Genomic DNA, 24087 nt, shown 5'->3' on the forward strand with positions numbered 1-24087 from the left:
CGGCCGGTGGCGGGGCTCCGGCTCGCCGCGCGCCTGCCTGACCGGGCACTACCGGTGTCACGCCACCTATTGACGCACCGCAAACCCGGCCATAGCCTCCCGCTACCGTTCGGGACACGGACAATATTTCGCACAGCGCACACAATCGTCAGGAGAGGCCCATGCGAAGAGGCATCATCGGGCTTGCCATAGCAGCGGTCACGTTCACGGCCGCGACCGGATGTGGATCCTCGTCTTCTGCGACAGGCGGTTCCTCGCCCTCGGACGGAGGCAAGACGACGCAGGTCAAGGTAGGGGTCATTCCCATCGTCGATGTGGCGCCGCTGTATCTGGGGGAGAAGAAGGGATTCTTCAGCAGTCGCGGCATCAAGCTGGAGTTGGTGACCGCCCAGGGTGGTGCCGCGATCATCCCCGGTGTCGTGAGCGGCGAGTTCCAGTTCGGGTTCAGCAATGTCACCTCGCTGATGATCGCGCAGTCCAGGGGTGTGCCGGTCAAGTCCGTGGTCAACGGTGACGCCTCCACCGGCGTCACCGGGAAGGACGTCACGGGAGTCGCGGTCAAGAAGGACAGCAAGGTCAAGTCCGCGAAGGATCTCGCCGGGAAGACAGTGGCTGTCAACACCCTCAAGAACATCGGGGACACCACCGTCCGCGAGTCGGTGCGCAAGGACGGAGGAGACCCCTCGAAGGTCAAGTTCGTCGAGTTGCCGTTCGACCAGATGCCCGCCGCGCTGGCCGGCGGACGGGTCGACGCCGCCTGGATGGCCGAGCCGGCGCTGACCATCGGCAAGGGACAGGGCGCCCGCGTCGTGGCGTCCCCGTTCGCCGACACCGACCCGAAGCTCACCGTCGCGACGTACTTCGCCTCCACCAAGCTGGCGCAGGAGGACCCTGAGCTGGTGAAGAAGTTCACCGAGGCGATGACCGAGTCCCTGGAGTACGCCGCCGGGCACCCCGACGAAGCGCGCCAGATCCTCACCACCTACACCAAGATCAGCGGTGACGTGCTGAAGAACCTGACGCTGCCGAGCTGGACTGCGGAGTACGACATGAAGTCCCTGGAGAAGCTCGCCTCCCTCGGCGAGAAGGACGGCATCCTCGGCGGCAAGAAGCCCGACCTCGACGCCCTGTTCTCATGAGCGGTTCCCAGAGCACCTCTGCGCTGACGAAGAGCGGCGGCGCCGTCGGGACCGTCACCGGTCCCGACGGGCAGGACACGCGACGTGTCCGGCGCTCTCCGGGGAAGGCCGCCACGTTGTTGCGTGGGGCAGCGGGCCTGATGGGCCTGGTGGTCCTGCTTCAAGTGCTGCCCCACACCGGTGCGGTCTCCGCCGACTACCTCCCGCCCGCGTCGGAGATGGGCCGGGCCCTGTGGCAGGTGCTCGCCGAGGGCGCGTTCTGGACCGCGCTCGGCGACACCTTGACCGGGTGGGGTATCGGACTGGCCATCGCCGTCGTGGCAGGCGTGACGGCGGGCATCGTGATCGGATCGGTGCCCCTGCTGCGGGCGGCCACCGCCTCGACCATCGAGTTCCTGCGGCCAATCCCGTCGGTGGCTCTGATCCCGGTGGCCGTACTGCTCTACGGCACGGACCTGAGATCGAAACTGCTGCTGGTGGTGTACGCCTCCTTCTGGCAGGTCCTCGTCCAGGTGCTGGCCGGGATGCAGGACGTCGACCCGGTCGCTGACGACACCGCCCGCAGCTACCAGCTGGGCACGTGGGGACGGGTGCGCCACGTCATGTGGCCCACCGCGCTGCCGTATGTGATGACGGGCGTACGGCTGGCCGCCACCGTGGCGCTGGTCCTGGCGATCACCGCCGAACTCGTCATCGGCTCGCCGGGGCTGGGCAACCAGATCGCCGTCGCCCAGACCTCCGGCGCGGTACCCGACGTCTACGCCCTGGTCCTGGTCACCGGGCTGCTGGGCATCGCGATCAACCTGGTGGCCCGGGCCGTCGAGCGGCGGGCGCTGCACTGGCATCAGTCCATCCGCAGGGAAGGGTAGCCGGATGATTCGGACGACTGTCCTCAACGTGGCCCGTCGGGCCTCGCTGGTCCTGGGCCTGCCCCTGGTCCTGTTCGGAGTGTGGTGGTTCCTCACCGCCGGCAGCACCGACTTCTACAGCCCTCCGCTCTCCACCATCCTGGGGAAGTTCGCAGACGTCTGGACGGGCGAGCGGCTGACATCCGACGTGGTGCCCAGCGTGATTCGGCTGACCGCCGGCTATCTGCTGGCCGTCATCGCCGGAGTCGGGCTGGGGCTGGTGATCGGCATGAGCCGCCTCGTGCGCGACTTCCTGGAGCCGGTCATGGAACTCTTCAGGGCCATACCGCCCCCGGTGCTGGTACCGATCATCATGCTCTTCGCGGGCATCGGCGACACCATGAAGGTGCTCGTCATCGTCAGCGGGTGCATGTGGCCGATTCTGCTCAACACGGTCGAGGGTGTCCGTGCCGTCGACGAGGTACTCAGCGACACCTGCCGCTCGTACGGCATCACCGGCACTCGACGCCTGTGGCACCTGGTACTGCGCTCGGCGAGCCCGCAGATCGTCACCGGCATGCGTCAGTCCCTGTCGATCGGCATCATCCTCATGGTCATCAGCGAGATGTTCGCCGCCAGCAACGGACTCGGCTTCGCCGTCGTGCAGTTCCAGCGGTCCTTCGCCATCCCCGAGATGTGGAGCGGCGTCCTGCTGCTCGGCCTGCTCGGTTTCGTCCTGTCGCTGCTCTTCCGGTTCACGGAGAACCGGGTCCTGGCCTGGTACCACGGCTTGCGCCGGGCTCAGCGCAATCCCTGACAAGGAGACGTCGATGCTCGACGTACGCAATCTGCAGAAGATCTACACCGGACGCAACCGCAGCGTCGAAGCTCTGCGGAACCTGACCTTTCATATCGCTGCCGGAGAACTGGTGTGTCTGGTCGGACCGTCGGGGTGCGGCAAGACGACTCTGCTGAAATGCATGGCGGGGCTGCTCGACCCCACCAGCGGCGAGGTCCGTCTGGAAGGCCGTCCCATCGCGGGACCGCCACCCGCCATGGCCGTCGTGTTCCAGGAGTACGGCCGGTCCCTGTTCGCCTGGATGAACGTGCGCGACAACGTGGCCCTGCCGCTTCGCCGCAAGAAGCTGGGCAAGGCCAGGGAGAAGGAACTGGTCGACCACGCGCTGGAGGTGGTCGGTCTCGCCGATGCCCACCATGCCTACCCCTGGCAACTCTCGGGAGGAATGCAGCAGCGCGTCGCGATCGCCCGCGCCGTCGCGTTCGAACCGAAGGTGCTGCTGATGGACGAGCCGTTCGCGGCCGTCGACGCACAGACGCGCGCCGAGCTGGAGGACCTCATCAGGCACCTGTGGCACGAGCTGGGCGTCACCGTCCTGTTCGTCACCCATGACATCGATGAAGCGGTCTACCTCGGCCAGCGGACCATCATCCTGTCCAAGTCGCCGACCGTCGTGCAGGAGGATCTGACCATCGATCTTCCCGACGAGCGCGACCAGTTGCACACCCGCTCCAGCACGCGATTCGCCGAACTGCGCGCGCACGTCTACGAACAGATCCAACGCGCGAAACACCTCAGCGGCGACACGGACACGGAGGCGCCCGACCGCAGCAAGGACTTCGCCTCACAGGAGGCCGGGGCCTGACACACCGCACGGCACGGGGCCGGCCCGTGACACTGCACGCACCCCTGGTGATGCGCCATGAGGTACGGCGGCGCGCGCGGTGGTCGGCTCGGTGCTCTCCGCCCCTCCAACCTGTCATTCGAACCGTGAAGAAGTGGGCAACGCCATGGCGTTCAGTTCAAGAGTCCAGGCCAGAGGCATCCAACTGCTGCTCGGCCGCATGATGTCCCGCGTGCACAAGGACCTGCGCTTCACCGACCTCCCGAAGCGCACCGAAACCCTCCGGGTGGAGACCGGTGCCGGACCGGTGACCTGCACCGTCTACCGCCCGCCGGCCACGACCGGATCCCTCGCTCCCGTGTACGTCAACTTCCACGGCGGTGGTTTCGTGGTCGGCCGCCCGGAGCAGGACGACCACATCTGCTGCTCCATCGCCGCCACGGCCGGCTGTGTGGTGATCAACGTGGACTACGCCGTCGCCCCGCAGCGGCAGTTCCCCGTTCCCGTGACCCAGGCGTACGACGTCACCGCTTGGGTCGCCGAGCACGGTCCCGAGGGCGGCTGGGACGGTTCGCGCCTCGCGGTGGGCGGGCACAGTGCCGGAGCCAACCTGACCGCCGCGGTCTGCCGCCTGGCCCGGGACCGCGGCACCTTCTCGCCCCGCCTCCAGATCATCGACTCCGCACCGCTCGACCAGCTCGCCGACCCGGCCACCAAGCAGTCCCTCATAGCCAAACCGCTGCTCAGCCCTCAGCTCATGCGGATCTTCACCGCCGCCTACGTCCCGAATCCCGCCGACCGCGCGCATCCCCTCGTCTCTCCCGCACTCTCCGACGACCTCGCCGGACTTCCTCCCGCCCTGGTCATCACCGCGGAGAACGACCGCCTGCGCGACGAAGGCGACGCCTATGCCAAGGCTCTGGAGGCCGCAGGCGTCCCGGTCACCCACCGTGTCTTCGAGGGGGTCGACCACTACTTCACCCACACCGGCCCGGTGCCGGCGGCGAAACAGGCCATCGATCTGATGGCCACCACGTTGCGCAGCGCACTCAACGACTGACACCGGCGCTCCGGTCGGCGACGCATTCAGGGACGAGCGGGCGGGGACGGCCTCCCGCCCGTCGACGGTCCAGGCAGGCCGGCTCAATCTCGTCGAGCCGGTGGATCGCCTCCCGGAACACACACTCGTACCAGGGATTTCTGCGTCGCCGGTTTCCGACCGATACAACCGCGCTCCGTCGCCCGTCCTTGGCGGAGCGACCCGGACTCCCAGGCCCTCTGGAGGACTGATCGGCTACTGTTGCCTGCACCGAAGCAAGGAGTGACGGCATGACGGCCGAGGTCGCGGCCAGTGAGGTGGACGGCGCCGCAACGGAGCAGGTGCCCACCGAGGCGGTCGGCCCTCTGATACGTGGGATCGCCGTCCTCAAGGCTCTTGGGGACGCCGGCGGGCAGGAGGACCTGCAAGAGCTCGCGAACCGCACAAGCCTCGCACGGGCCACCCTCGACCGCATCACCGTCACCCTCGGCGCCATGGGCTACGTCCACATCGAGGGGCGTAGAGCCGTGCTGGCCCCGCCACTGATGGAGCTGGGCAACGCTTACCTGACTGCTGCCAGGATTCCCGAACTCCTGGGACCACGGGCCGACGCGCTGGCCGAGGAACTTGACGAGGGGGTCACCCTGACCGTGCCGGACCGGCACGGCGCCCATTTCGTCCACTCGGCGGAGCGCGACCGGCGGATGGGAATCGTCTGCAGCATCGGCGACAGGCTGCCACTCGACGCCTCGGCGCCGGGCGCGCTGCTGGCCGCCACCTGGAGCCCCGCCGAATGGGAACACCACCGGGCGCACCACCCCTGCGTGCGCGGCGGGAACCTCATCGAGGCGTGTACGGACGATCTCCGCGAACGCGCCACCGCCGCGAAGGCCAACGGCTGGTCTCTCGACGACCAGTGGCTGGAGCCCGGCCTGATCGCCCTCGGCCACCCCGTCCATGCCCCGGACGGGGACCTGGTGTGCGTGGTGAACGTGGTCAGCCTCATCGGACGCTACCCGAGCGCGGAAGCGCTGGCACGGGCCGCGCTGCCCGCTGTGCGGAGCGCCGTGGCAGACATGGAACAACAACTGCGCACACCGCCGCCGGAACCACCGGCCGCGGCGGTCAGACCACCGCTCGATACCGAAGTCTCCAAGTCCGGGCGCGGAATCATCGAGTCCCTCGCCCGCGGTCTGAGCGTGCTGACCGCCTTCGGCCCGGGCCGCGAAGCCCTCAGAAATGCCGAGATAGCCCGTCTCACCGGCCTGCCACGGGCAACCGTACGGCGCGCGCTGATCACGCTGGACCACCTCGGGTATGTCACCGGTCAGGACGGGCTGTACCGGCCCAACGCCGCGATCCTCTCGCTGGGCTACGCTCCGTTGTCGCGTCTGTCACCGGCGCAATTGGCCCAACCTCATCTCACGGCCCTGTCCCACCGGCTCTCCGACTCCGCGTCCATGACAGTGCTCTCCGGTTCGGAGATCCTTTACGTCGCCCGCGCTGCCCCCGCCCGCCTGATGACGGTCCACGCCACAGTGGGCACACGACTGCCCGCGTACGCCACCGCGATGGGCCGCGTACTGCTCGCCGGCCTGCCCAGGAACGAATACGCCGCGATCCTCGCCTCCTCAGCTCCGACGTCTCTCACCGCGCAGACGGTGACGGATGTCAATGAACTGATCCGGCTTGTAGCACAGGCCGACGACGACGGATACGCCCTGGTCGACGGGGAACTCGAAGTCGGTCTGCGCTCGATGGCCGTGCCGGTCCGCAGCCGGGACGGCAAGGTGCGCGCCGCGATCAACGTCGCCATGCACTCCAGTCGGCGTTCGGTCACCGAATGCCTCGAGGAGGTCCTGCCCGCGCTCCACGCCGCGGCGGCAGGTATCGAACGTGACCTGGGGCCGGTTTCCTAGACCAAGACCTGACGGCGCCACCGCCGCGCGACGGCCGGGGTGTTCGGCGCAGGATCGCGTGAGCGCCGGAGCGCGCCTCCGCCCGTGACATGCGCCCGTCACTAGCCGGGTGAGGGCAGCCGAAGTCCTCGCAGTGGCGCTGTCGCCGACCCGCTGCCGGTGGGTCGTGAGCCCGTGCATCTTCACCACCATTGACACCCGCTTGGTGCCAGACCCAAACTCATGCCAGCCGTCCAACGAATTAAATTTCGTCAGGCGAACGCAGTTCATTTGCTTCAAGTAATCCGGCCATCCCGGCTGTTCGGCATCCGAGCCGCCGGCCGCTTCCCACGCGAAGAGGAGTGAGCATGAGGATCCGGCATCGACGACCTACGCGGTTGCGTATTGGTCGCGCTCTCATGGCGCTGGCGGCATCTGCCATCGCCTTGGGGGTCACCATGGCCCCCGGTCATGCGGCCCCCGCCCCCGGACCCGACGAGGTGAGAGTGGCCAGGGACATCGCCTACGCGCCGGCCCAGCCGGCCGACAGTCAGGGCCACCTGCTGGACCTGTACATCCCCCGGTCGCAGCGGCCGGTTCCGTTGGTGATCTTCACGGGAGGCTCGGCGTGGATGGCCGACAACGGCCGACAGGGCGCTGACCAGGTCGCCGCCCAGCTCAACCCGCATGGGTTCGCGGTGGCGGGTGTGTCGGTCCGTTCCAGCTCACAGGCCGAGTTCCCGGCCCAGCTCCACGACATCAAGGGCGCCATACGCTGGCTGCGGGCGCACGCCCAGGTTTACCACCTCGACCCTCGACGCTTCGCGATCATGGGTGATTCCTCGGGGGGCTGGACCTCGGCGATGGCCGCGGTCACCGGAGACCTCCCGCGACTGGAGGGAGACGTGGGTGTGCGCGGTCCGTCCAGCGCGGTACAGGCAGCCGTGCCGTTCTACCCGCCGACTGATTTTTCCCAGATGGATGCGCACATGCTGGACGACTGCAAGGTGTTCAACCAGCTCCTGGGGACGACCGACTGCCACTCGGACGCACGCTCGCCCGAGTCGCGGCTGCTCGGCTGTCCCATCAAGGACTGCCCGGACAAGGTCGCGGCCGCGAACCCTCTCACCTACGTCACCGACCGGCCCCTGCCCCCGACGCTGATCTTCCACGGCGAGCAGGACCCCTTGGTGCCTTACCACCAGGGCCGACTGCTGCGCGACGCCCTGGCCTCCGCCAAAGCCAATGTGCGTATGATCTCCCTCCCGCACGCCGGTCACGGTCCGATTTCCAGCATGCTGGGCGACCCCGACACCCGCCGGGACGCCTACGAGGAATACGCACGGCACGGTCACACCACGCCGCCTGTTCCCGTGACACCGTCGTGGCAGACCATCGTCTCCTTCCTGACGTCCGAGTTGCGTCCCGCGGCGAGGTAGGCCCACCGCAAGGCGACCTCACGCTGCACACCGCTCATGCGGTGCGGGTACCGGCGGCGGCGCCCAGTGCCGTGGATACCCGGTACTCGGCCAGGACACCGTGCACGGTGTTGCCGGCCAGGTGGGAGCATGCCCCGCTCCAGAACTCGTCGAGTCTGCCTGCAGCTTCGCCGTTGGCCCGTATCGGCTCGTTGCCGCTCCGGCGCGTGATGAGCAGAGGACCAAGAGCGGCTTTGCTCATGATCTCCTCCTGGCAACGGCCTGCGGCGAATGGCGCTCAGCCTGCCGGCAGCCACTGACAGAGGAGGTGGGCCCACCCCGACCCGGGAGCCGCAGTCACCGGAAGCTGTTGAGCGACGACAGATGACGGGCCCGACCATGGCATGATCGGGCCCGTCAGCCGTTCGCCGGCCTGGAACCGGTTCCTTCGATCGACGTGTCAGAGTCTCCGGCAACCAGCGCTGGAGACCCTGCGTGTCTGGCCGGGTGATCACCGTGACCGGTGCGGAAGGAAGGCCAGCGGCGTGACCGCGGTAGGGGTGAGTTCAGCGGCCTTCGGGGCGGATCGGGCGCGGGCAGTGTTGCTGCGGGCTTGTTCGGCCCGGGTGCGTGGCGTTCGCCGAGGCGCTGGATGCGCCAGGTGAGGACTTCCGTTGGCGAGCGCGCATCGTCCAGCGGGCGTTGCCCGGCCGCTTGTTGGAGCAGGATGGCGGGGCCGTGGCCCGCGCGCTCGGCGTCCGCGAGCACGGCCGCGAATGCGTCCCGGGCGGTCTCGTCGAGGACTTGTTCGGCGTGGGCAGGCACGGCCGTGCGCAGGTGCTCGGGGTATCGGTGCGTGACGTCGGCGGCGGCTTTCGTACGACGAGCCGCGCCAGCGGGGCCGGTGCGGCCTGCCCGTAGGCGGCCTGGAGGTGGTGCAGGGTCTGCTGGGCGGCGGCGACCTGCTGGGCGTGGTGGTGCTGAGCGCTCCTGCGGCGCACGGCGAGGACAGCGAGGACGGCCGCGGTCGCCGCCGCCACATTCGCGATCCGCCTGCGCTACCCGCTCGACACCTGGGTGCCGGTCCTGGACTTCGTCCAGGTCGAGCCCGCCCGGCTGCCGCAGCACACCACGTTCTTCACCCTCGGTGTCCTCGCCCACCGCCACGGATGGCTCGACCGGCTCGATGCCCGCACCGGCTGGCTCTGGCTGACCGGCGGCCTGCTCGCCATGGCCCTCCTGTTCGCCGTCGGCGCGGACGCGGACTGCTTCGGCCCCGGCGCACTCAACGCCCCCACCGCCCTGTGGTCAGCGTACGAGAGCGCCCTGTGCTGGCCCTGAGCGTCGGCCTGCTCACCCTGTTGCGCGAGACCGCCAGCGGCGACAACCGCCTGACACGCGAACTGGCGGCAGACGCGTACGCCGTCTATATCGTCCATCTTCCGATCGTGGTGACCTTGCAGTACTACCTGGCGGACCGTGGCCTGTCCGCGACCGCCGCGTGGAGCATCGTCTCCGTCACCGCCGTGCCGACGTCCTTCCTGCTCGCTGCCGGACTGCGCAGGCTGCCGGGATTCCGGCGGGTGCTGTGAGTGAGTACGCATTGCCCTGCGGCGCTTCAGCACGTCGGAGGTGATGGACGAGGCACCCTCAGGATCGGGTTCCAGGCGAACCAGCCGAGAGCCTCGGCGCCCAGTTCCCAGGGGGCGTTCAGCAGCGCCTTCTCTGTCCTCTCCAGGTCTGTGGTGACCGAGTCCGGCGCCGGCCCGATGCGCTTCATCAGATCGCCGCGCTTGCGGAAGAACTCCTCGTCCTCGCCGCGCAAGCGACGGATCGCCGCCTTCACGCAAGCAGGCCATCTCGGCATACCGAAGTGGTCGTCGTGGGTCCCGAGCTGTGGGGCGGCCATGAAGATCAGGAAGTCGTCGTGCGGCAGCTGTTCCTCGAAGTGCATGAGGGTGTCGATGCGTCTCTTGACGTGCTTCTTGATCTCCCCCAGGAACCCCCAGCCGAAGTCCGTCAACGTCCCGTCGCACCCCGGCCAGACCGCCTCGCGGTCCAAGATCACGTCCTCCAGTTCCAGCAGACGGAAGGGCTCGCTGCTCCCCAAGGCGTCGAAGGCTTGTCGGGTCAGCCACGTGTTGCGGGCGAACATCGCGCCATCGTGCAGGTTCTTGCGTCGCTTGCTGGGTGGTGAAGCGTGCGCGTCCTCGATGGGGCCGTTGCGCCACACGAACAGCACGTTCCCGTGGGCGGCTGCCCACCGAAGTCCCTCCGGGGACCGGAATACGCCCATCTCTTCGAGCCTCTGCCGCCCCCACGCCAGTCTTTCCCGCAGCTCTTCGTCCGTCACGACGCCATGCCCTCCACCCTCCGCGGCAGCCGCGCTTACCGGCTGACGACGTCCGTCCCGACGGTATGCGGTGCGACGCACCTGTGACAGGTACTTCGGTGGGCTCACGTGAAGTGGCCGTGGAGCGCCGGTCAACTGCTCGGCGACGACGTCTTCGCCCACCCCCTCCTGCTCCGGCACGCCCTCGTGCCGGAGCTCCCCCTCCGCCACCCCCGGGGCGGAGGTGCTCGCGATGGACCGGCCCATGGACGGTCCATCGCCATTGCTTGCTGCGCGGTTGTCCGGGGCGTTGGCCGTCTCCTGCCGGTTGGTGTCTTCGTGGTGTCGGTCGTGCACGTGTGGTTCTCCGAGGGTGTGGTCGGCAGGGGAGCTGAGCCGCCGAAGCGCCGAGCTATGGCAGATGAGGCCAGTGGCCGGAGCGATGCGACGGTTGTGAGAGCTGCGGTAGGTGCTGTCAGGGGCAGGGCTGTGGTTGCGAGGGGCGCTTTGGGGACCGGTCCCCAAAGCGCTGCGGTGCACGGTCCCCAGACAATTGGGGACGGGACGCGACGCTCATCGGGGACGGTCCCCCTGACACGTCGTCACGGGGACCGTCCCCCTTTCACCCCACGGTCCCGGTCCCCGCAGGGACCGAAGGGGGCTGTTCCGGGGACGGTCCCGGTTGCTGGGGACGCTCCGGGGACCGCAATAAAAGTCCCTCTGAGCTGCGGTTTCAGAGGGGACCGGTCCCCGGCAGCCGTCGGCACGGTCCCCGGGACGCGGTCCCCGAAGTGCTCGTCGGGGACCGCGTACGACCGGTTCGGGACCGACGTTCGTAGCCCCACGAAGCTGCGCGAGGAGCGAAGTCGGACCGCGTCAGGCAGCTCGGTGTCGGTCCATCCGGGCAGCGGCGAGGTCGACGCGCGACGGGTGGGGAGTCGTACGTACGGCATTGCCCCGGGCGGCTCCGTCAGGGCTCGCCCTGCGTTGACGGCGCGGGGAGCCCACGGGGGCGTGGCACCAGTCGCACCGGACACCGAGCGCATCGGGGACGCCCTCGGCGACGGCGGCCTCGCGCGCGGCGCGGGTCGGACGGTAGCGGGCCAACTCGGCACGAACGGTCGGCGGGATGCACGAACCGATCTCGTGCAGGCGCTCCTCGACGTCCCGAGGCCGGCCATCGCTGGTGATCTGCCGGTGCGTCGACGGGGCGGCCGTGCCGGCGGCGACAGCGTTCCGGGCACGGAGCAGCTCGGCACGCCAGGCGGCCGGATCGTCGGGGTCGGCAGTGGGAGTGGGGTCGGTGTGCCGGTCGAGGCGGTCGCGTCGGTGGGTACGCCATCTGCGGGCGATGTCCACGGGCAGGATCGGGTACGGCGAGTCGAGGATGTGGGACCGTATCGCTTCGCGGACGTCCCAGCCGTGGTCGGTGGCGAAGGGCACGTCGTCGAGCAGCTCCTGCCACTGGGCGATCTGGTCACGGGCCTCGTCCGTGCCGGTGCGGATGGTGCGGGGGTCGAGACGCCCGATGTAGGCGAGGACGGCGGCGACTTCGCGTCGGTTCAAAGGCGGGTTACTCCGTTCCTGTCGGTTCGTCGAGGGCGGCGAGCAGGGCGGCCATATGCGCCTCGGAGCGCGTCATGCCAGTGGCTGCGGTGGGGGTGCCGCCGGGTAGGGCGTAGAGGTTGGGGCGGCCAGGGGTGGGGGTGTGTTCCCGGGCGATCCACGCGCGCCAGTCGGCGGCCCACGCGGCGGCGGTGCGGGGCGCCCATGGAGCCCGGTAGGTGCGCCACTTCTCGTCGGCGGCGTGCAGGGCGTGCTCGCCGAGTCGGTCGAGGTGGCCGTGGTGCTGCAGCCAGGCACGGGCATCGTCGTCGATGTGCCACTCGATGGCGGAGATGAGCGGGGCAGAGCTGCTGCTGCTCTTACCGTTCACCTTCGGTTCTCTTCTGTTCTGGGGGCCGGAATCTGCACCCCCATCGGGTCGGAATCCGTACCCCCCGGGGGCTGGATTCCGTTCCCCGGGGTCGGATTCTGATCCCCTCTCGAAGTGCTCGGCAGGGTCGGATTCCGGTCCCCCGAGGGTCGGATTCCGCTCCCCTTGGGGGACCGGATTCCGGTCCCGTTCCCGGGGCTGGTCCGCGAGGAACCGGGCGGCAACCGGGAGGAGGTAGTACGTCTCTCCCCGTGGCCCCTTGCGGTCAGGGAGCTGCACCAGCTCGCCGCTGGCGATCAGCTTGGTCAGCGCGTCGCGCACGGCGGTGCGGGAGGCGTTGGCGCGTTTCATGAGGGTGGGCACGGACGCGTACGCGACGCAGTGCCGGTCGCGGCACCGGTCGGCGATCAGGGCGAGGACCATGCGGGCGGTGCCCTTGCTGCGGCTGTGGTCCCACACCCATTCGCGGGCGTCGTAGCTCATCGGGCGGCGGCTCCTAGGTCAGGACGGGGAGGTGCGATCGACCCTCGTCGGGCGATGCACAGGGAGGGGTTGCACACAGCCCCGGTCCGAAGGCGCGGGGGAGGGCTGGTGGCGTCGTATAGCCAAGACAGCCACACCCATGCCGCACAAGTCCAGCATTCCGCCGGGAAATCAGACAGCTGACGGCGAACGTGTGCTGCGAGGCAGGAACAAAACCATAAACCCGGATCGCCGGTTGCCGAAATAATGCACCGTCAGGTGAAGCCAGAAGCATCACATCGGGAACCCGTTGACTCCCGCTGAGAGTGCAAGCTACAACACAACACCCCACGTCAGAGCATGCAGTCGGGCTGGCGAAGACACCGCCAACCGGATACTCGGAACCCAGCCCAGAGGTAAGCCCCGCCCGTTCGCCGGGCGCAACATAGCCGACGATCGCCGGTTAACCAAACCGGCGAATGGAAGCTACAAATGGAGCCATGGCAGCACGATCCCTGGAAATCGGACCGGCCGGAATACGGACCGCTCGCACCATCGAAATTCTCCGCACCGAACGCGGCCTCGCCCAGCGCGAGCTCGCCGCCCGCGTCACCGCCCTCGGCCGTCCGATGACCAACACGATGCTGTCCCGCATCGAACGCGCCCAACGCCGCTGCGACATCGACGACCTCGTCGCCCTCGCCCAGGCTCTCCGGGTCTCGCCCCTGGCTCTCCTCCACGGGACCCGCACCGCGTAGTTCCAGGCGACGCCGCCGAACGGCCTGCCACGCCCAACCACATCCGAGTAAAGGACCCAACGCCCTTGCGCCGACCCGCAATACCCCCTGCCTTTCCCCGCTCCCAGCGCACCGCCTGCACCGCCTGCACCGCGCAGGAGGTGACCGCGCATGGGTGACCGCCTCCTGAACGTGGCCGAGGCCGGCGACATGCTCGGCACGGGCGAGCGCTTCGTCCGCCGCCTGATCGCCGAGCGCCGCATCCGCTACGTGAAGCTCGGCCGCCCGGTACGCATCCCCGAGAGCGCGATCACCGAGTACGTCGAGGCGCGCACCGTCGAGCCGGTCCGCCGCATCCGTGCCCGCTACGGGAAGGCGGCCTGATGGCGGCACGCAAGCCGCAGCGGCGGCGCGAGTTCGGCACGGTACGCAAGCTCGCCTCCGGCCGATGGCAGGCCCGCTACCTCGGACCGGACGGCCAGCGACACAAAGCACCGGAGACGTTCGAGACCAGGTCTGACGCCCAGGACTGGCTCAACCTCGTCCGCGCGGACATCGAGCGCAGCGCATGGAGCGACCCGGACGCCGGCGCGGTCAACTTCGAGAAGTACGCCCTGCGTTGGATGGAGGAACGCGGCCTGGCCCCGACCACGGTCGACCGCTACAACGCGCTGCTGAGCCTGCACATCCTGCCCACCTTCGGTGGCAAGGACCTGGACGAGATCGCCCCGCCCTCCATCCGTACCTGGAGGGCCGAGCGACTGAACGCCACCGGCGCCACCACCGTCGCCAAGTCCTACCGCCTGCTGAAGGCCATCCTCCAGACGGCGGTCGACGACGACCTCCTGCGCAGTAACCCGTGCCGTATCAAGGGCGCAGGAAAGGAGGAGGCCGACGAGCGCCCGACCGCGACCGTCGACCAGGTATTCGACCTCGCCGACGCCATGGGCCCGCGCTGGCGCCTCATGGTCCTGCTCGGCGCCTTCGCCTCCCTCCGCCCCGAGGAACTCGCCGAACTGCGCCGTCACAGTGTCGATATCGACGAATGCTCCCTGCGCGTCACGCATGCCTCACCGGAGCTGACCAACGGAAGGAGGGTGACAGGCGACCCCAAGTCCCGTGCGGGGAAGCGCACCGTGTACCTGCCCGACTTCATGCAGCCCGAGCTGCGCCGACATCTTCGGTGGTTCGCCGAGAAGGAGCCCGATGGCCTCCTGTTCGTGGGTGAGAAGGGTGCACCCTTCCGCCGCTCGACCTTCGGCCGCAAGTGGCGCAGGGCGCGTACCAAGGTCGGCGTGCCGGAGAACTTCCGCTTCTACGACCTGCGCCACACCGGTAACAACCTCGCCGCCGACACCGGCGCCAAGATGAAGGACCTCATGGTCCGCGCCGGTCAGTCCTCGGAACGGGCCCAGCTGATCTACCAGCACTCCACGGCGAAGCACCAGCGCAAGCTCGCCCAGGACATCGACGCCGAGGTGCGACAGCAGCTGAAAGAAGCCGACGGCGGGCGTCAGCAGGCCCTTGAGGCATGATCCACGGCAGCTCCACGTGGCTTCGGCCGAGTTCCGGCCGGGGCCACGTGAGCGGCAGGACCCCAGCGGCTCTGTACAGCGGGGGAGGGGGACCAAGGCGAAGTCGGGCTTGACCTTCGAGCCGGGTTGAAGGTTTACCGTCGGTGGTGTGACGAGCTACCGCATCTCGCAGCTGGCCGAGCGCTCAGGTGTTCCGGCCACGACGCTGCGTTTCTACGAGACCGCCGGGCTGCTGCCCGCCGAGCGGACCCCGTCCGGGTACCGCGTCTACGGCGAGGACGCGGTGGAACGGCTGGCGTTCATCTCCTCGGCCAAGCTGCTGGGTCTGGCGCTGGAAGAGATCCGCGAGCTGCTGGATGTCCGCGAGGAAGGTGTGTGCGCCTCGGTCCGGGCCCGGATGCTGCCGCTGGTGGCCGACCGGATCAAGGACACCGACGGTCGGATCGCCGAGCTGCGCGCGTTCTCGGCCCACCTGGCCGGAGTTCATACCGTGCTGTCGGGCCCGGCACCGGCGGGTGCGTGCGGCTCGGACTGCGGCTGCACGACCACCAGTGTCCCGGCGGCCGGACCGGTTCCGGTGACGCTTTCGCCGACCCGCCCCACCTCCGGATCGGAGCGGGAGACGTGGCGGGACGCCCCGGTCGCCTGCACGCTCGGCGGCGCCGAACTGGGCGAGCGCGTCGAGCAGTGGCGCACGCTCGCCGGGAAGGCCGAGCAGCGCGAGGAGATCGGCGACGGGCTGCGGCTGTCCTTCCCGCCGGAGGCCGAACTCGCCGGACAACTCGCGGCGCTCGCCGCGGCCGAGCAGAGCTGCTGTGCGTTCTTCGACTTCACCCTGCACCTGACTCCCGATGCCCTTCAGCTGAGCGTGCGCGCGCCAGAGAGCGCCGCCGGAATGCTGGCCGAACTGTTCGGAGCGACCGCATGACGCCTCCCTCATCCCGTCCACCTCGCCCGTGGGCACACTCGGCGCGGGCACGGCTGCCATCGCAGCCTGTGCCGTGTGCTGCGCCGGCCCGCTGCTGGCGCTGCTCGGCAGTATCGGTATCACCTCCGCGATCGGCGCCCTGTGGATGCCCGTCCTCGCGGTACTGGCCGTAGCCGCCGCAGCAGAAATCCTCGTCGTGCGTCGGCGACGACGGGCAGCGGCCTGCCGCACCACCCCGGCCCCCGCCGATCTCGGCATGCCCACCGTCCGGCCGGCGCCGAAGGACAGCGCGCCGTCGCGCTGAGAGGCCGAGCATCGCCGGTGTCCGAGCCGGTCGTGTGACCTGTGAGGATGGGCGAGAGGTCTGCCGCGGGGCGGCCGGTACGAACACGAGGGAGCAGGCAGGGTGTCGCAGAAGGGACCGCAGGGCCTGGTCGAGCGGATGGAACACCACCAGGTCGCGATCTATCTCGCGGCGATGGCCGTCGGCGGGCTGCTGGGCTGGCTGGCCCCGGTCGTCGGTCCGGGGCTGGAGCACGCCATCAACCCCGTTCTCGGCGCCCTCCTCTTCGTCACCTTCCTCCAGGTCCCGGCCGCCGAACTGGTCCGCTCGCTGCGCGACGGCCGGTTCCTCGCCGCGGCCCTGGCCGTGAACTTCGTGATCGTGCCGCTCATCGTCGCGGCGATGTTCACGTTCCTGCCCGAAGACCAGGCCGTGCGGGTCGGTGTGCTGCTGGTACTGCTCTGCCCGTGCGTGGACTACGTGATCGTCTTCTCCGGGCTGGCCGGCGGCTCCAGCCGCCGCCTCCTGGCCGCGACCCCACTGCTTCTCGTGGCCCAGATGCTCTTGCTGCCGCTGTTCCTGTACCTGTTCATTGGCTCCGAGCTGGCCGAAGTCGTTGAGGCGGGCCCGTTCCTCGAAGCCTTCGCCTTCCTGATCCTCATCCCGCTCGCCCTCGCCTGGGCCCTGCAGGCGTGGGCCGCGCGTCGGCCGGCCGGACAGAGGGTCTCCGACGCGGCGACCACCACGATGGTGCCGCTGATGGCCGCGACCCTGCTGACCGTGGTCGCCTCCCAGATCCCCAAGCTCGGCGACAGCCTCACCGACGTCGCCGTCGTCGTCCCCTTCTATGTCCTGTTCCTGCTGGTGATGGCCTTCGCCGGGAAGGCGATAGCCCGGCTGTTCCGGCTCGGCACTGGCGCCGGACGGGCCATCGTCTTCACCGGCGCGACCCGCAACTCCCTGGTCGTCCTGCCCTTGGCCCTGGCACTGCCCGACGCCCTCGCGGTCGCAGCGGTCGTCGTGGTCACCCAGACGCTGGTCGAGGTTCTGGGGATGGTCGCCTACGTCCGGCTCATCCCAAGCCTGCTCCCCCTCGACAAGCGCGAGGACGACGTACCCCCCGCATCGTGAGCGATGGCCGGCAGTCAGCAGCACGACACCGCAGCCGACGGCAGCGCGAACTGTCGCTTTGCGTATGCGACTTCACCACCCCGACGCCTGCAAGTGGTGCAGGTCACAGAAAATGCGTCTCACTATTCGAGACAAACGGCTGACGTGTTGTCAGAAGCTACCCTCTAGCGGTCCTCTGGTGGGCACATTCGTGCGACTTAGGGCACGCGAAGGGCGCGGAGCCCCAAAAATGGTCTAGACAACAAACAAACCCCAGGCCGCTGACCTGGGGTTTCATCATGGAGCGGGTGACGAGAATCGAACTCGCACTCTCAGCTTGGGAAGCTGATGTTCTACCACTAAACTACACCCGCGAAAGACGCCGGTCAGGGCCGGTGTCGGAACGCGCTGTCACTTTACCTCATGTCCGGCCCCCGGTGCTGAAGCAGTGGGGGCCCGCCGCGTTTTCAGGGGTGGGACCGGGCTGCGGGGGACGGGAGTTGGGGCGTACGGTGGGGGCGGGGGAGAGGGTCCGGGCGAGGCCGGAGTGCCGCCTGTAGAGACGCCCTTTTCATCCCGTAACGTGGCATTGTCGTCGGGCGAGCAGTAGCCCGACGAGGCTCTTGGGGAAGGGACTCTAGGACTTGATGGAGCGCACCGTCGTCCGATGTGCCGATGGGCACGTCTTCAGTACCGCTTCGTTCCCGATGCAGCAGGCCGAGCGGCTCGGCCCCGGTCGGCTCCTCCGGTGTCCACGGTGTGCCCGGCTCCGCAGTGTGGTGCCGGTGGCCTTGGACAACCAGCGGCAGCGGTCGCAGGCAGCATCCGGAAGCAGTGGCCGCAGGCACTGAGGAGAAGCGCCGAGAGAAGCCGCCGAAGGGGAGCGCTGACGAGAAGCGGTAGTCCATCGCAGTAGACATGTAGCAGTAGACATGTACAGGGAGTAGCGCAGGCGCGCGGCGTCCGATTGTGGTCGGTCCGCGCGCCTTGCGTATCCTCGGGGCGTGCTTCTCTCAGACAAGGACATCCGGGCCGAGATCGACGCCGGACGGGTACGGATCGATCCCTACGACGAATCCATGGTGCAGCCGTCCAGCATCGATGTACGGCTTGATCGGTATTTTCGGGTGTTTGAGAATCACCGGTACCCCCACATCGACCCGTCCGTCGAACAGGTGGATCTGACGCGGCTCGTGGAGCCGGAGGGGGACGAGCCGTTCATCCTCCACCCTGGCGAGTTCGTTCTCGCCTCGACGTACGAGGTCATCTCTCTGCCCGACGATCTCGCCTCGCGGCTGGAGGGAAAGAGTTCCCTCGGGCGGCTCGGGCTCGTCACCCACTCCACCGCCGGGTTCATCGACCCCGGTTTCTCCGGACACGTCACGCTCGAGCTGTCCAACCTCGCCACGCTTCCCATCAAGCTCTGGCCCGGGATGAAGATCGGCCAGCTGTGCATGTTCCGGCTCAGCTCGCCCGCCGAGTTCCCCTACGGGAGCGACCGGTACGGATCGCGGTACCAGGGGCAGCGGGGGCCCACCGCCTCCCGGTCCTTCCTCAACTTCCATCGGACCCAGGTGTGACGACAGGTGTGACGAACGGGGCGGCAGTGGCATGAGTGACGGCATGAGCGGTGACGTGAGTGGTGGCATAGGCAGCGGCAACGGTATGAGCGGCGGCGTGAGTGACGTGCGCGAGAATCTGACCTACGAGCGCTTCGGTGTCGCCGTGCGCGAGCTCGCGCAGGCCATCGCGGACGACGGGTACGAGCCCGACGTCGTGCTCAGCATCGCCCGCGGAGGCGTCTTCGTCGCCGGCGGGCTCGCCTACGCCCTCGACTGCAAGAACATCTCACTTGTGAACGTCGAGTTCTACACGGGCGTGGGGACCACCCTCGAGATGCCCGTCATGCTCGCTCCGGTGCCCGACGTCATCGACTTCTCCGACAAGAAGGTCCTGATCACCGACGACGTCGCCGACACCGGCAGGACGCTCAAGCTGGTGCGTGACTTCTGCCTCGACGCCGTCGCGGAGGTCCGCAGCGCCGTGATCTACGAGAAGTCGCAGTCGCTCGTGAAGTGCGAGTACGTGTGGAAGCGGACCGATGAGTGGATCAACTTCCCGTGGAGTGTCCTGCCTCCAGTACATAGGTCGGGAGAAGCAGCCAAGGAGAACAAGGAAGCGGTCTGACCTGCGCGTTTTCCGGAGATCGCGGAGAGCCCCTCGAGAGCTCGGTGAGGGGCTCTCCTGCTGCCTGGAGATCGGTCGTTGAAGCTCGTACAGGCTCCGGGAGTGGCACGACGACCGATGGTGGGCGCCGACGGCGCCTGGAGTTGCTGTGTAGCAGCGTCCTTGCCGGGAGTATCGAGACCTCCGGCCTGGCGCGGGCCGTGCAACGCCTGGACCTCTACGGCCGCCGGGTTCGACTGGGCCGGATCAGAACCGCAGACGGATCGTGGGTCTTCATGCTGTCCCCTCATCCCCACCCGGCCGACGGGTCCATCTCCTCGTCGTCCTCGTCGTCTTCCCCGAAGGGGTCGGCGAAGATCGAGGGGAGGCCGGCATCGACCTTGTTGCCGACTTCATCCTCCGTGAGGAGGATCCTGCGGATTGCGTTCAGCGGGTACACGTAGCTGTCCGGGTCGTCGGGGGCGCCGACGCAGGGGTGATCGAGGGCGGAGGTCTCCGCGCCCGCGTTGAAGAACGGCTCAAGCTGTCCGCTGACGAGGTCCGGGATGTACTTCCACACCATGCCCTTGTGGCGGCAGAACACTTCCCCGACGTACCAGATCGCGCCCTGAACGAAGGGAGTCATGCGCCGGTCCGTGATCTCCTCCATGCTGTTCGCGGTTTCCCGGATCAGGTCGTCCAGGATCGCCAGGGAGGCCGGTGAGAAGTCGAGGACGCCGGCGAAGGAGGTCTGTGCGGCCCACGCGGCGTGAGTGCCCTCGCGTTCGGCGAGCCACGCGAGCAGGTCGGGGTGCCGGGTCGGGTCGTACGTCTCGTCAGCTTCGGTCATGCAGGCGACGGTAACAGCCACAACAGGCCCTCGCCTTTACACAGTTCACACACAGCGAGCCAACAGACTGCTGTATCTGATGGGGCGTCAGTGGCTAGGCTTGCCGGCGGACGGGCGGCGCAAAACGGGGGCCCTGCCTCGCCCGCGTCCCTTTCATGTCCCATGGCCCCCACCAAGGGACACAGCTTTGAGTACACCGATACGAATCCGCCTGCGGCGGCGTCTGGGCTCGTGCCTGGCGGTCGTCGCCTCGGCGGGGATGATGCTCGTCGGGCTTCCCGCGAGCCCGGCCGTGGCGGCGCCGGGCGACTACGCGAAGGTGACCAGCGGCGGCCGGTGCGACAAGATGCACCTCGGCAGAACGTTCCCCCGCACCCCGGCGAACTCCGGAGCGCCGACCGGACAGCACCACTGGACGAGGTCCGGCCCGGATGAAGAGTATTACTTCAACCTGGAGTTCAAGGGCTTCGAGAACGTCCCCGCCCCCACCCGCGCTGACCTGAACGGTGTCGGAAACACCGACGCGGACATCCGCAAGTGGGACAACGCTTACCGGGCGTCGAAGAGCCCCGAGGACATGAAGCGGGCCATCTGGGCTCGCTACGCCCGTTACATCCAGGGCAAGCCGTCCCCGAAGCCTTTCGCCAAGTGGGTGCCGCAGAACCTGATCGGCGCCCAGCACTCCCGGGCGAAGGGAGGCGTCTTCGAGCGGAAGACCGTCCAGGACTACCGTCTCATCGGCCCGGACTGGCTGTGTGAGGTGACCGTCGAGATCTTCGACAAGGACGGCAACAAGATCGCCTCCCGCCGGTATGACTCCTACAACCAGCGCACCGGTGACCTCGGTGAGTTCAAGGCCGACGGCAAGCGTAAGCCGGGCCAGTTCAAGAACGACAAGATCATCCTGCGGCACAAGGACGCGAAGTACGACTTCACGAAGTCGCGGTTCACCATGTACGCCGGGGAGAAGCCCAATGGGGCCACCACCCGCGAGTACAAATCGGAGAACGCCAAGCTCCGGGGCGAGCGCGGCACCGGCAACAACCCGATCCGGATCGCTGAGCGTCGCGCCACGGCGAAGGGGGTATGGCCGCAGACCAAGTACACGAAGTCCTACCCGGTGTTCAACCCCAGGCCGAACACCGGCACGCAGGGGCCGATCAACTCCATCGCCTACGAGTCGGGGAAGAACCCGGCGCAGGCGAAGCAGATCCAGCAGCAGCACAACCAGGCCAACACCCGCGGCGTCCTCGGCCGCGGCCCGGGTGGCGTCGACTTCTCCACCCTTGAGCTTCAGTACGTCGGCAACCCCGTCAAGGGCAAGGGACTCGACTACAGCATGAAGGCCGACTTCATGCCCGACGAGGACACCGAACCCGGCTGGGGCGGTCAGGCGAAGCTGGAACTCGCCTCCGACGCCCTGTTCACGTGGCTGGCGCTCACCCCGGACCGCATGTGGGTGAACCTGAACCCGGACCAGCCCGACACGATCATGGACAAGAACTTCGGGGAGACCGACACCGGCCGCGTCCTCCTCGAAGCCGACATGGAGATGAAGCGGGACTTCTCCCGCGCCATGAACCCCGAAGTCTCGCCCGGCAAGGAGTTCATGAACGCCGCGCCGAAGGTCGACGGGGTGCCCTGCTGGGGATCCGGCCGCAACTGGATCGTGCCCGACCGGGCGAAGGTCCGCGAGCAGAACGGCGGCATCTACATCCTGGACGCGCCGCTGAAGGTCAACCACGCGGCGATGGACTTCGACACCCCCGTCCAGGGTGAGGACTGCTCCAAGAAGCTGACCAAGGAGGAGAAGGAGTACAGCCACCAGCTGATCGACCGCTATCTCGTCCCCCACGTCCAGAAGCAGATCAACACCGAGAAGAAGTACGCCGACCTGCGCCGCGTCTACAAGTCCCGCGTCGCGGCCGAGTGGATCCGCCTCCAGGACGCGAAGAAGGCAACCGACTTCCGGCCCGTCATCAACAGCAACAACCTGAAGCGGTGGCCGCTGCGCGGCGAGAACGCCGACTGGGACAAGCTGACCGTGTGGAAGGAGATGCGGAAGTCGTTCACCGAGGGCGACTTCACGTATGAGTGGCCTCTCGCCGACGGCCGCATCTACACCTTCTTTGTCGGTGGGGTCGACTTCGCGAAGGCGCCGAAGCGGAACGTCTCCGGTGTGGAGTTCCAGCTCCAGCACCGCGAGCTGCCTCGTACGACGAAGGACTCTGTGCGCGCGGAGACCTCGGCCCGCGACAGCGATACCGCGTTCCTCGGCGGAAACGGGGCCGCCAACACCAGCGACGGCAAGCCGGATCCCACGCCGACGCCCACGCCGACGCCCACGCCGACCGGTTCCGGGAAGCCGGACCCCACCCCGACACCGACGCCGACCGGCCCGGACCCGGATCCGACGCCGACCGGGACCGTTCCGAGTAAGCCCGACGGCAACACCCCGGACCCTGACGGCGACCTCGCCGACACCGGATCAGACACCCCCGTGGGGCTGATCTCCGCCCTCGCCGCGGCTGCGGTGGCGGCCGGTGCCGCACTCGTCTGGTGGCGCCGGCGCAGCGCTCGCGCCGGTAGCTGACGCACACGACGGCGCCCCACCCCCAAGCGTGCGGGGGTGGGGCGCCGTCGCGTTTGAGTCGCTCGGTGGGCGGCGGCGGAACGTCTAGAACGTCCCCAGCTTCACGATCGACAGCAGGGCGATCAGCTGGATCGCCGACGCGCCAAGCGCCTTGGGCCACGGCAGGTCGTGGGAGCGGCGGACCATCAGGGTGAGCAGGGCGCCGGCCGCGATCCAGGTGGCCCAGCCCAGGATCTGCACGAAGGGCGCGTCGCCGCCGAGGAACATCGCGAAGACCAGGCGGGGGGCGTCCGTGAGGGACATGATCAGCATCGAGAGGCCGACCGTCGGCTGCCAGGCGCCGTCGCCGCCGAGCTGGCGGGCCAGGGTGTGGGTGACCACGCCCAGGACGAAGGCCGAGAGGACCATCGCCACGGAGGTGACCAGGACGATGGGAACGGCGTTCGCGAGTGTCGCGCCTATCGCGTCCTTGCGGGCGCCGTCGAAGCCGAAGACCGCGAGCAGGCCGTAGAGGAAGGTCACGATGAGGGCGGGGCCCCACATCGTGTAGTCGCGCATCTGGAGGAAGGTCTGGTCGGGGGACAGGAAAATCCCCCTCAGCAGTTCCTTCCAGTGCAGACGCGGCCCGATCGGTCCGGCCGGAGCCGAGCCCGCGCGGTAGGTCCCGCCCTGGTTGTAGGGGTCGTCGTCGACCGAGAACGCCTGAGTGTTCCCAGGGTTGTTGGCGGCGTACGGGTCCGGTCCGGGCTGCGGCGGGTAGGTGCCGCCGTCGCCGAAGTACTCCGGTTCGTCATAGCCACCGGCCTGGGTGCCGCCGCCCCCGTACTGCTGCTGCCCGGGGTGGGGCTGCGGCGCCGGAGGGTAGCCGTACGACGGACGCCCCTGGGGCGAGCCGTACGTCTGACCCTGGGGCGCCTGCTGCCCCTGCCCGCGGGGCGACTGCTGCTGCCCGTAAGGAGGTTGTTGCGGTCGCGCTTGAGGAGCGCCGTTGTTCCGGCCGCGTCCGATCCTGAATCCAGCCACGTCTTCGAACGTACCTGTTCTCGGAGAGTGAGGTGCCGGGCCCGGCGTTTCGGGCCCGGCTTTGCGGCCGAGCTGTGACATCCCCTAGGGGGAGATTCACGTGTCGCTCAGGGATCGCTCAGGGGTTCGTCAGGGGGTTCGTCAGGT

At 68.5% G+C, this 24087-nt stretch carries 25 protein-coding genes and 1 tRNA gene; 19 read left to right on the forward strand and 7 right to left on the reverse strand.

What is annotated here, in order from left to right; genetic code table 11:
- Positions 1-161: 161 nt before the first annotated feature.
- The 7 genes from OHA64_RS25260 (at position 162) to OHA64_RS25290 (ending at position 8006) form a co-directional block, all read left to right on the forward strand.
- Positions 162-1139 carry an ABC transporter substrate-binding protein gene (locus OHA64_RS25260; protein ID WP_405616778.1) on the forward strand — a complete coding sequence of 326 codons (978 nt, stop codon included), beginning with the start codon at positions 162-164 and terminating at the stop codon, positions 1137-1139.
- A 140-nt stretch (positions 1140-1279) separates the two neighbouring features.
- Positions 1280-2008: an ABC transporter permease gene (locus OHA64_RS25265; RefSeq protein WP_405624094.1), complete on the forward strand. Its 729-nt coding sequence runs from the start codon at positions 1280-1282 to the stop codon at positions 2006-2008.
- 4 nt (positions 2009-2012) lie between these two features.
- On the forward strand, positions 2013-2804 hold the full coding sequence (locus tag OHA64_RS25270) for an ABC transporter permease (RefSeq protein ID WP_405616780.1): 792 nt from the start codon (positions 2013-2015) through the stop codon (positions 2802-2804).
- A gap of 13 nt (positions 2805-2817) precedes the next feature.
- Positions 2818-3651 (forward strand): ABC transporter ATP-binding protein, encoded by an 834-nt coding sequence (locus OHA64_RS25275; protein ID WP_405616782.1) that lies wholly within the window; start codon positions 2818-2820, stop codon positions 3649-3651.
- A 145-nt stretch (positions 3652-3796) separates the two neighbouring features.
- Positions 3797-4690 (forward strand): alpha/beta hydrolase, encoded by an 894-nt coding sequence (locus OHA64_RS25280; protein WP_405616784.1) that lies wholly within the window; start codon positions 3797-3799, stop codon positions 4688-4690.
- Between the two features lie 269 nt (positions 4691-4959).
- Positions 4960-6588, forward strand: coding sequence for an IclR family transcriptional regulator C-terminal domain-containing protein (locus tag OHA64_RS25285; RefSeq protein ID WP_405616786.1), 1629 nt, complete (start codon positions 4960-4962; stop codon positions 6586-6588).
- A gap of 437 nt (positions 6589-7025) precedes the next feature.
- A complete protein-coding gene (locus OHA64_RS25290) occupies positions 7026-8006 on the forward strand; it encodes an alpha/beta hydrolase (RefSeq protein WP_234360665.1) in 981 nt (326 codons plus the stop codon).
- A gap of 34 nt (positions 8007-8040) precedes the next feature.
- Here OHA64_RS25290 and OHA64_RS25295 read toward each other — a convergent pair whose 3' ends face one another.
- Positions 8041-8247, reverse strand: coding sequence for a hypothetical protein (locus OHA64_RS25295; RefSeq protein WP_405616788.1), 207 nt, complete (start codon positions 8245-8247; stop codon positions 8041-8043).
- 368 nt (positions 8248-8615) lie between these two features.
- Here OHA64_RS25295 and OHA64_RS25300 point away from each other — a divergent pair, with 368 nt between their 5' ends.
- From OHA64_RS25300 to OHA64_RS25310, 3 genes are all read left to right on the forward strand, one after another.
- Positions 8616-8906, forward strand: coding sequence for a hypothetical protein (locus tag OHA64_RS25300; RefSeq protein ID WP_405616790.1), 291 nt, complete (start codon positions 8616-8618; stop codon positions 8904-8906).
- A 156-nt stretch (positions 8907-9062) separates the two neighbouring features.
- Positions 9063-9326, forward strand: a complete 264-nt coding sequence (locus tag OHA64_RS25305) for a hypothetical protein (protein ID WP_405616792.1) — start codon at positions 9063-9065, stop codon at positions 9324-9326.
- Positions 9314-9577 carry an acyltransferase gene (locus tag OHA64_RS25310; RefSeq protein WP_405616794.1) on the forward strand — a complete coding sequence of 88 codons (264 nt, stop codon included), beginning with the start codon at positions 9314-9316 and terminating at the stop codon, positions 9575-9577. Before OHA64_RS25305 ends, OHA64_RS25310 begins: the two co-directional genes overlap by 13 nt.
- A gap of 26 nt (positions 9578-9603) precedes the next feature.
- On the opposite strand, the gene OHA64_RS25315 is transcribed toward OHA64_RS25310, so the two are convergent.
- The 3 genes from OHA64_RS25315 to OHA64_RS25325 form a co-directional block, all read right to left on the reverse strand.
- A complete protein-coding gene (locus tag OHA64_RS25315) occupies positions 9604-10338 on the reverse strand; it encodes a hypothetical protein (RefSeq protein WP_405616796.1) in 735 nt (244 codons plus the stop codon).
- Positions 10339-11193: 855 nt separating this feature from the next.
- Positions 11194-11883 (reverse strand): hypothetical protein, encoded by a 690-nt coding sequence (locus OHA64_RS25320; RefSeq protein ID WP_405616798.1) that lies wholly within the window; start codon positions 11881-11883, stop codon positions 11194-11196.
- Between the two features lie 7 nt (positions 11884-11890).
- The gene (locus OHA64_RS25325; RefSeq protein WP_405616803.1) at positions 11891-12736 is read right to left on the reverse strand and encodes a helix-turn-helix domain-containing protein; all 846 of its coding nucleotides are present in this window, start codon (positions 12734-12736) and stop codon (positions 11891-11893) included.
- A 479-nt stretch (positions 12737-13215) separates the two neighbouring features.
- Between OHA64_RS25325 and OHA64_RS25330 the strand changes: the two genes are divergently transcribed.
- From OHA64_RS25330 to OHA64_RS25355, 6 genes are all read left to right on the forward strand, one after another.
- The gene (locus tag OHA64_RS25330) at positions 13216-13473 is read left to right on the forward strand and encodes a helix-turn-helix domain-containing protein (RefSeq protein ID WP_005483584.1); all 258 of its coding nucleotides are present in this window, start codon (positions 13216-13218) and stop codon (positions 13471-13473) included.
- A 150-nt stretch (positions 13474-13623) separates the two neighbouring features.
- Positions 13624-13836, forward strand: coding sequence for a helix-turn-helix domain-containing protein (locus tag OHA64_RS25335; RefSeq protein WP_405616805.1), 213 nt, complete (start codon positions 13624-13626; stop codon positions 13834-13836).
- On the forward strand, positions 13836-14987 hold the full coding sequence (locus tag OHA64_RS25340) for a tyrosine-type recombinase/integrase (RefSeq protein WP_405616807.1): 1152 nt from the start codon (positions 13836-13838) through the stop codon (positions 14985-14987). Before OHA64_RS25335 ends, OHA64_RS25340 begins: the two co-directional genes overlap by 1 nt.
- Positions 14988-15135: 148 nt before the next feature.
- Complete coding sequence (locus OHA64_RS25345; RefSeq protein ID WP_005483587.1) at positions 15136-15915, forward strand: heavy metal-responsive transcriptional regulator; 780 nt, start codon at positions 15136-15138, stop codon at positions 15913-15915.
- A 28-nt stretch (positions 15916-15943) separates the two neighbouring features.
- Positions 15944-16219 (forward strand): hypothetical protein, encoded by a 276-nt coding sequence (locus tag OHA64_RS25350; protein WP_405616809.1) that lies wholly within the window; start codon positions 15944-15946, stop codon positions 16217-16219.
- 138 nt (positions 16220-16357) lie between these two features.
- Entirely contained in the window at positions 16358-17329 is a 972-nt protein-coding gene (locus OHA64_RS25355; protein ID WP_405624096.1) for a bile acid:sodium symporter, read from the forward strand.
- Positions 17330-17608: 279 nt separating this feature from the next.
- Here OHA64_RS25355 and OHA64_RS25360 read toward each other — a convergent pair.
- A tRNA-Gly gene (locus OHA64_RS25360) sits at positions 17609-17682 on the reverse strand.
- A 630-nt stretch (positions 17683-18312) separates the two neighbouring features.
- Between OHA64_RS25360 and dcd the strand changes: the two genes are divergently transcribed.
- Positions 18313-18888: a dCTP deaminase gene (gene dcd / locus OHA64_RS25365; protein ID WP_405616811.1), complete on the forward strand. Its 576-nt coding sequence runs from the start codon at positions 18313-18315 to the stop codon at positions 18886-18888.
- A gap of 85 nt (positions 18889-18973) precedes the next feature.
- Positions 18974-19495, forward strand: a complete 522-nt coding sequence (locus OHA64_RS25370; protein WP_405624099.1) for a phosphoribosyltransferase — start codon at positions 18974-18976, stop codon at positions 19493-19495.
- Positions 19496-19781: 286 nt separating this feature from the next.
- Here OHA64_RS25370 and OHA64_RS25375 read toward each other — a convergent pair whose 3' ends face one another.
- Positions 19782-20324 carry a hypothetical protein gene (locus OHA64_RS25375; RefSeq protein ID WP_405616813.1) on the reverse strand — a complete coding sequence of 181 codons (543 nt, stop codon included), beginning with the start codon at positions 20322-20324 and terminating at the stop codon, positions 19782-19784.
- Between the two features lie 187 nt (positions 20325-20511).
- Here OHA64_RS25375 and OHA64_RS25380 point away from each other — a divergent pair, with 187 nt between their 5' ends.
- Positions 20512-22917 carry a hypothetical protein gene (locus OHA64_RS25380; RefSeq protein WP_405616815.1) on the forward strand — a complete coding sequence of 802 codons (2406 nt, stop codon included), beginning with the start codon at positions 20512-20514 and terminating at the stop codon, positions 22915-22917.
- An 84-nt stretch (positions 22918-23001) separates the two neighbouring features.
- On the opposite strand, the gene OHA64_RS25385 is transcribed toward OHA64_RS25380, so the two are convergent.
- Positions 23002-24021: a Yip1 family protein gene (locus OHA64_RS25385; RefSeq protein WP_405616817.1), complete on the reverse strand. Its 1020-nt coding sequence runs from the start codon at positions 24019-24021 to the stop codon at positions 23002-23004.
- Positions 24022-24087 lie beyond the last annotated feature (66 nt).

It is taken from the genome of Streptomyces sp. NBC_00076 (assembly GCF_045041235.1).
GTDB lineage: Bacteria > Actinomycetota > Actinomycetes > Streptomycetales > Streptomycetaceae > Streptomyces.

What these genes read in the sequence shown, in the direction of transcription:
- OHA64_RS25335 (WP_405616805.1), top strand. Translation starts at nt 13,624, where the DNA reads ATGGGTGACCGCCTCCTGAACGTGGCCGAGGCCGGCGACATGCTCGGC.
- OHA64_RS25285 (WP_405616786.1), top strand. Translation starts at nt 4,960, where the DNA reads ATGACGGCCGAGGTCGCGGCCAGTGAGGTGGACGGCGCCGCAACGGAG.
- OHA64_RS25325 (WP_405616803.1), bottom strand. Translation starts at nt 12,736, where the DNA reads ATGAGCTACGACGCCCGCGAATGGGTGTGGGACCACAGCCGCAGCAAG.
- OHA64_RS25280 (WP_405616784.1), top strand. Translation starts at nt 3,797, where the DNA reads ATGGCGTTCAGTTCAAGAGTCCAGGCCAGAGGCATCCAACTGCTGCTC.
- OHA64_RS25330 (WP_005483584.1), top strand. Translation starts at nt 13,216, where the DNA reads ATGGCAGCACGATCCCTGGAAATCGGACCGGCCGGAATACGGACCGCT.
- OHA64_RS25355 (WP_405624096.1), top strand. Translation starts at nt 16,358, where the DNA reads ATGGAACACCACCAGGTCGCGATCTATCTCGCGGCGATGGCCGTCGGC.
- OHA64_RS25375 (WP_405616813.1), bottom strand. Translation starts at nt 20,324, where the DNA reads ATGACCGAAGCTGACGAGACGTACGACCCGACCCGGCACCCCGACCTG.
- OHA64_RS25370 (WP_405624099.1), top strand. Translation starts at nt 18,974, where the DNA reads ATGAGCGGCGGCGTGAGTGACGTGCGCGAGAATCTGACCTACGAGCGC.
- OHA64_RS25270 (WP_405616780.1), top strand. Translation starts at nt 2,013, where the DNA reads ATGATTCGGACGACTGTCCTCAACGTGGCCCGTCGGGCCTCGCTGGTC.
- OHA64_RS25385 (WP_405616817.1), bottom strand. Translation starts at nt 24,021, where the DNA reads ATGTCACAGCTCGGCCGCAAAGCCGGGCCCGAAACGCCGGGCCCGGCA.
- OHA64_RS25260 (WP_405616778.1), top strand. Translation starts at nt 162, where the DNA reads ATGCGAAGAGGCATCATCGGGCTTGCCATAGCAGCGGTCACGTTCACG.
- OHA64_RS25265 (WP_405624094.1), top strand. Translation starts at nt 1,280, where the DNA reads ATGGGCCTGGTGGTCCTGCTTCAAGTGCTGCCCCACACCGGTGCGGTC.
- OHA64_RS25295 (WP_405616788.1), bottom strand. Translation starts at nt 8,247, where the DNA reads ATGAGCAAAGCCGCTCTTGGTCCTCTGCTCATCACGCGCCGGAGCGGC.
- OHA64_RS25340 (WP_405616807.1), top strand. Translation starts at nt 13,836, where the DNA reads ATGGCGGCACGCAAGCCGCAGCGGCGGCGCGAGTTCGGCACGGTACGC.
- OHA64_RS25275 (WP_405616782.1), top strand. Translation starts at nt 2,818, where the DNA reads ATGCTCGACGTACGCAATCTGCAGAAGATCTACACCGGACGCAACCGC.
- OHA64_RS25290 (WP_234360665.1), top strand. Translation starts at nt 7,026, where the DNA reads ATGGCCCCCGGTCATGCGGCCCCCGCCCCCGGACCCGACGAGGTGAGA.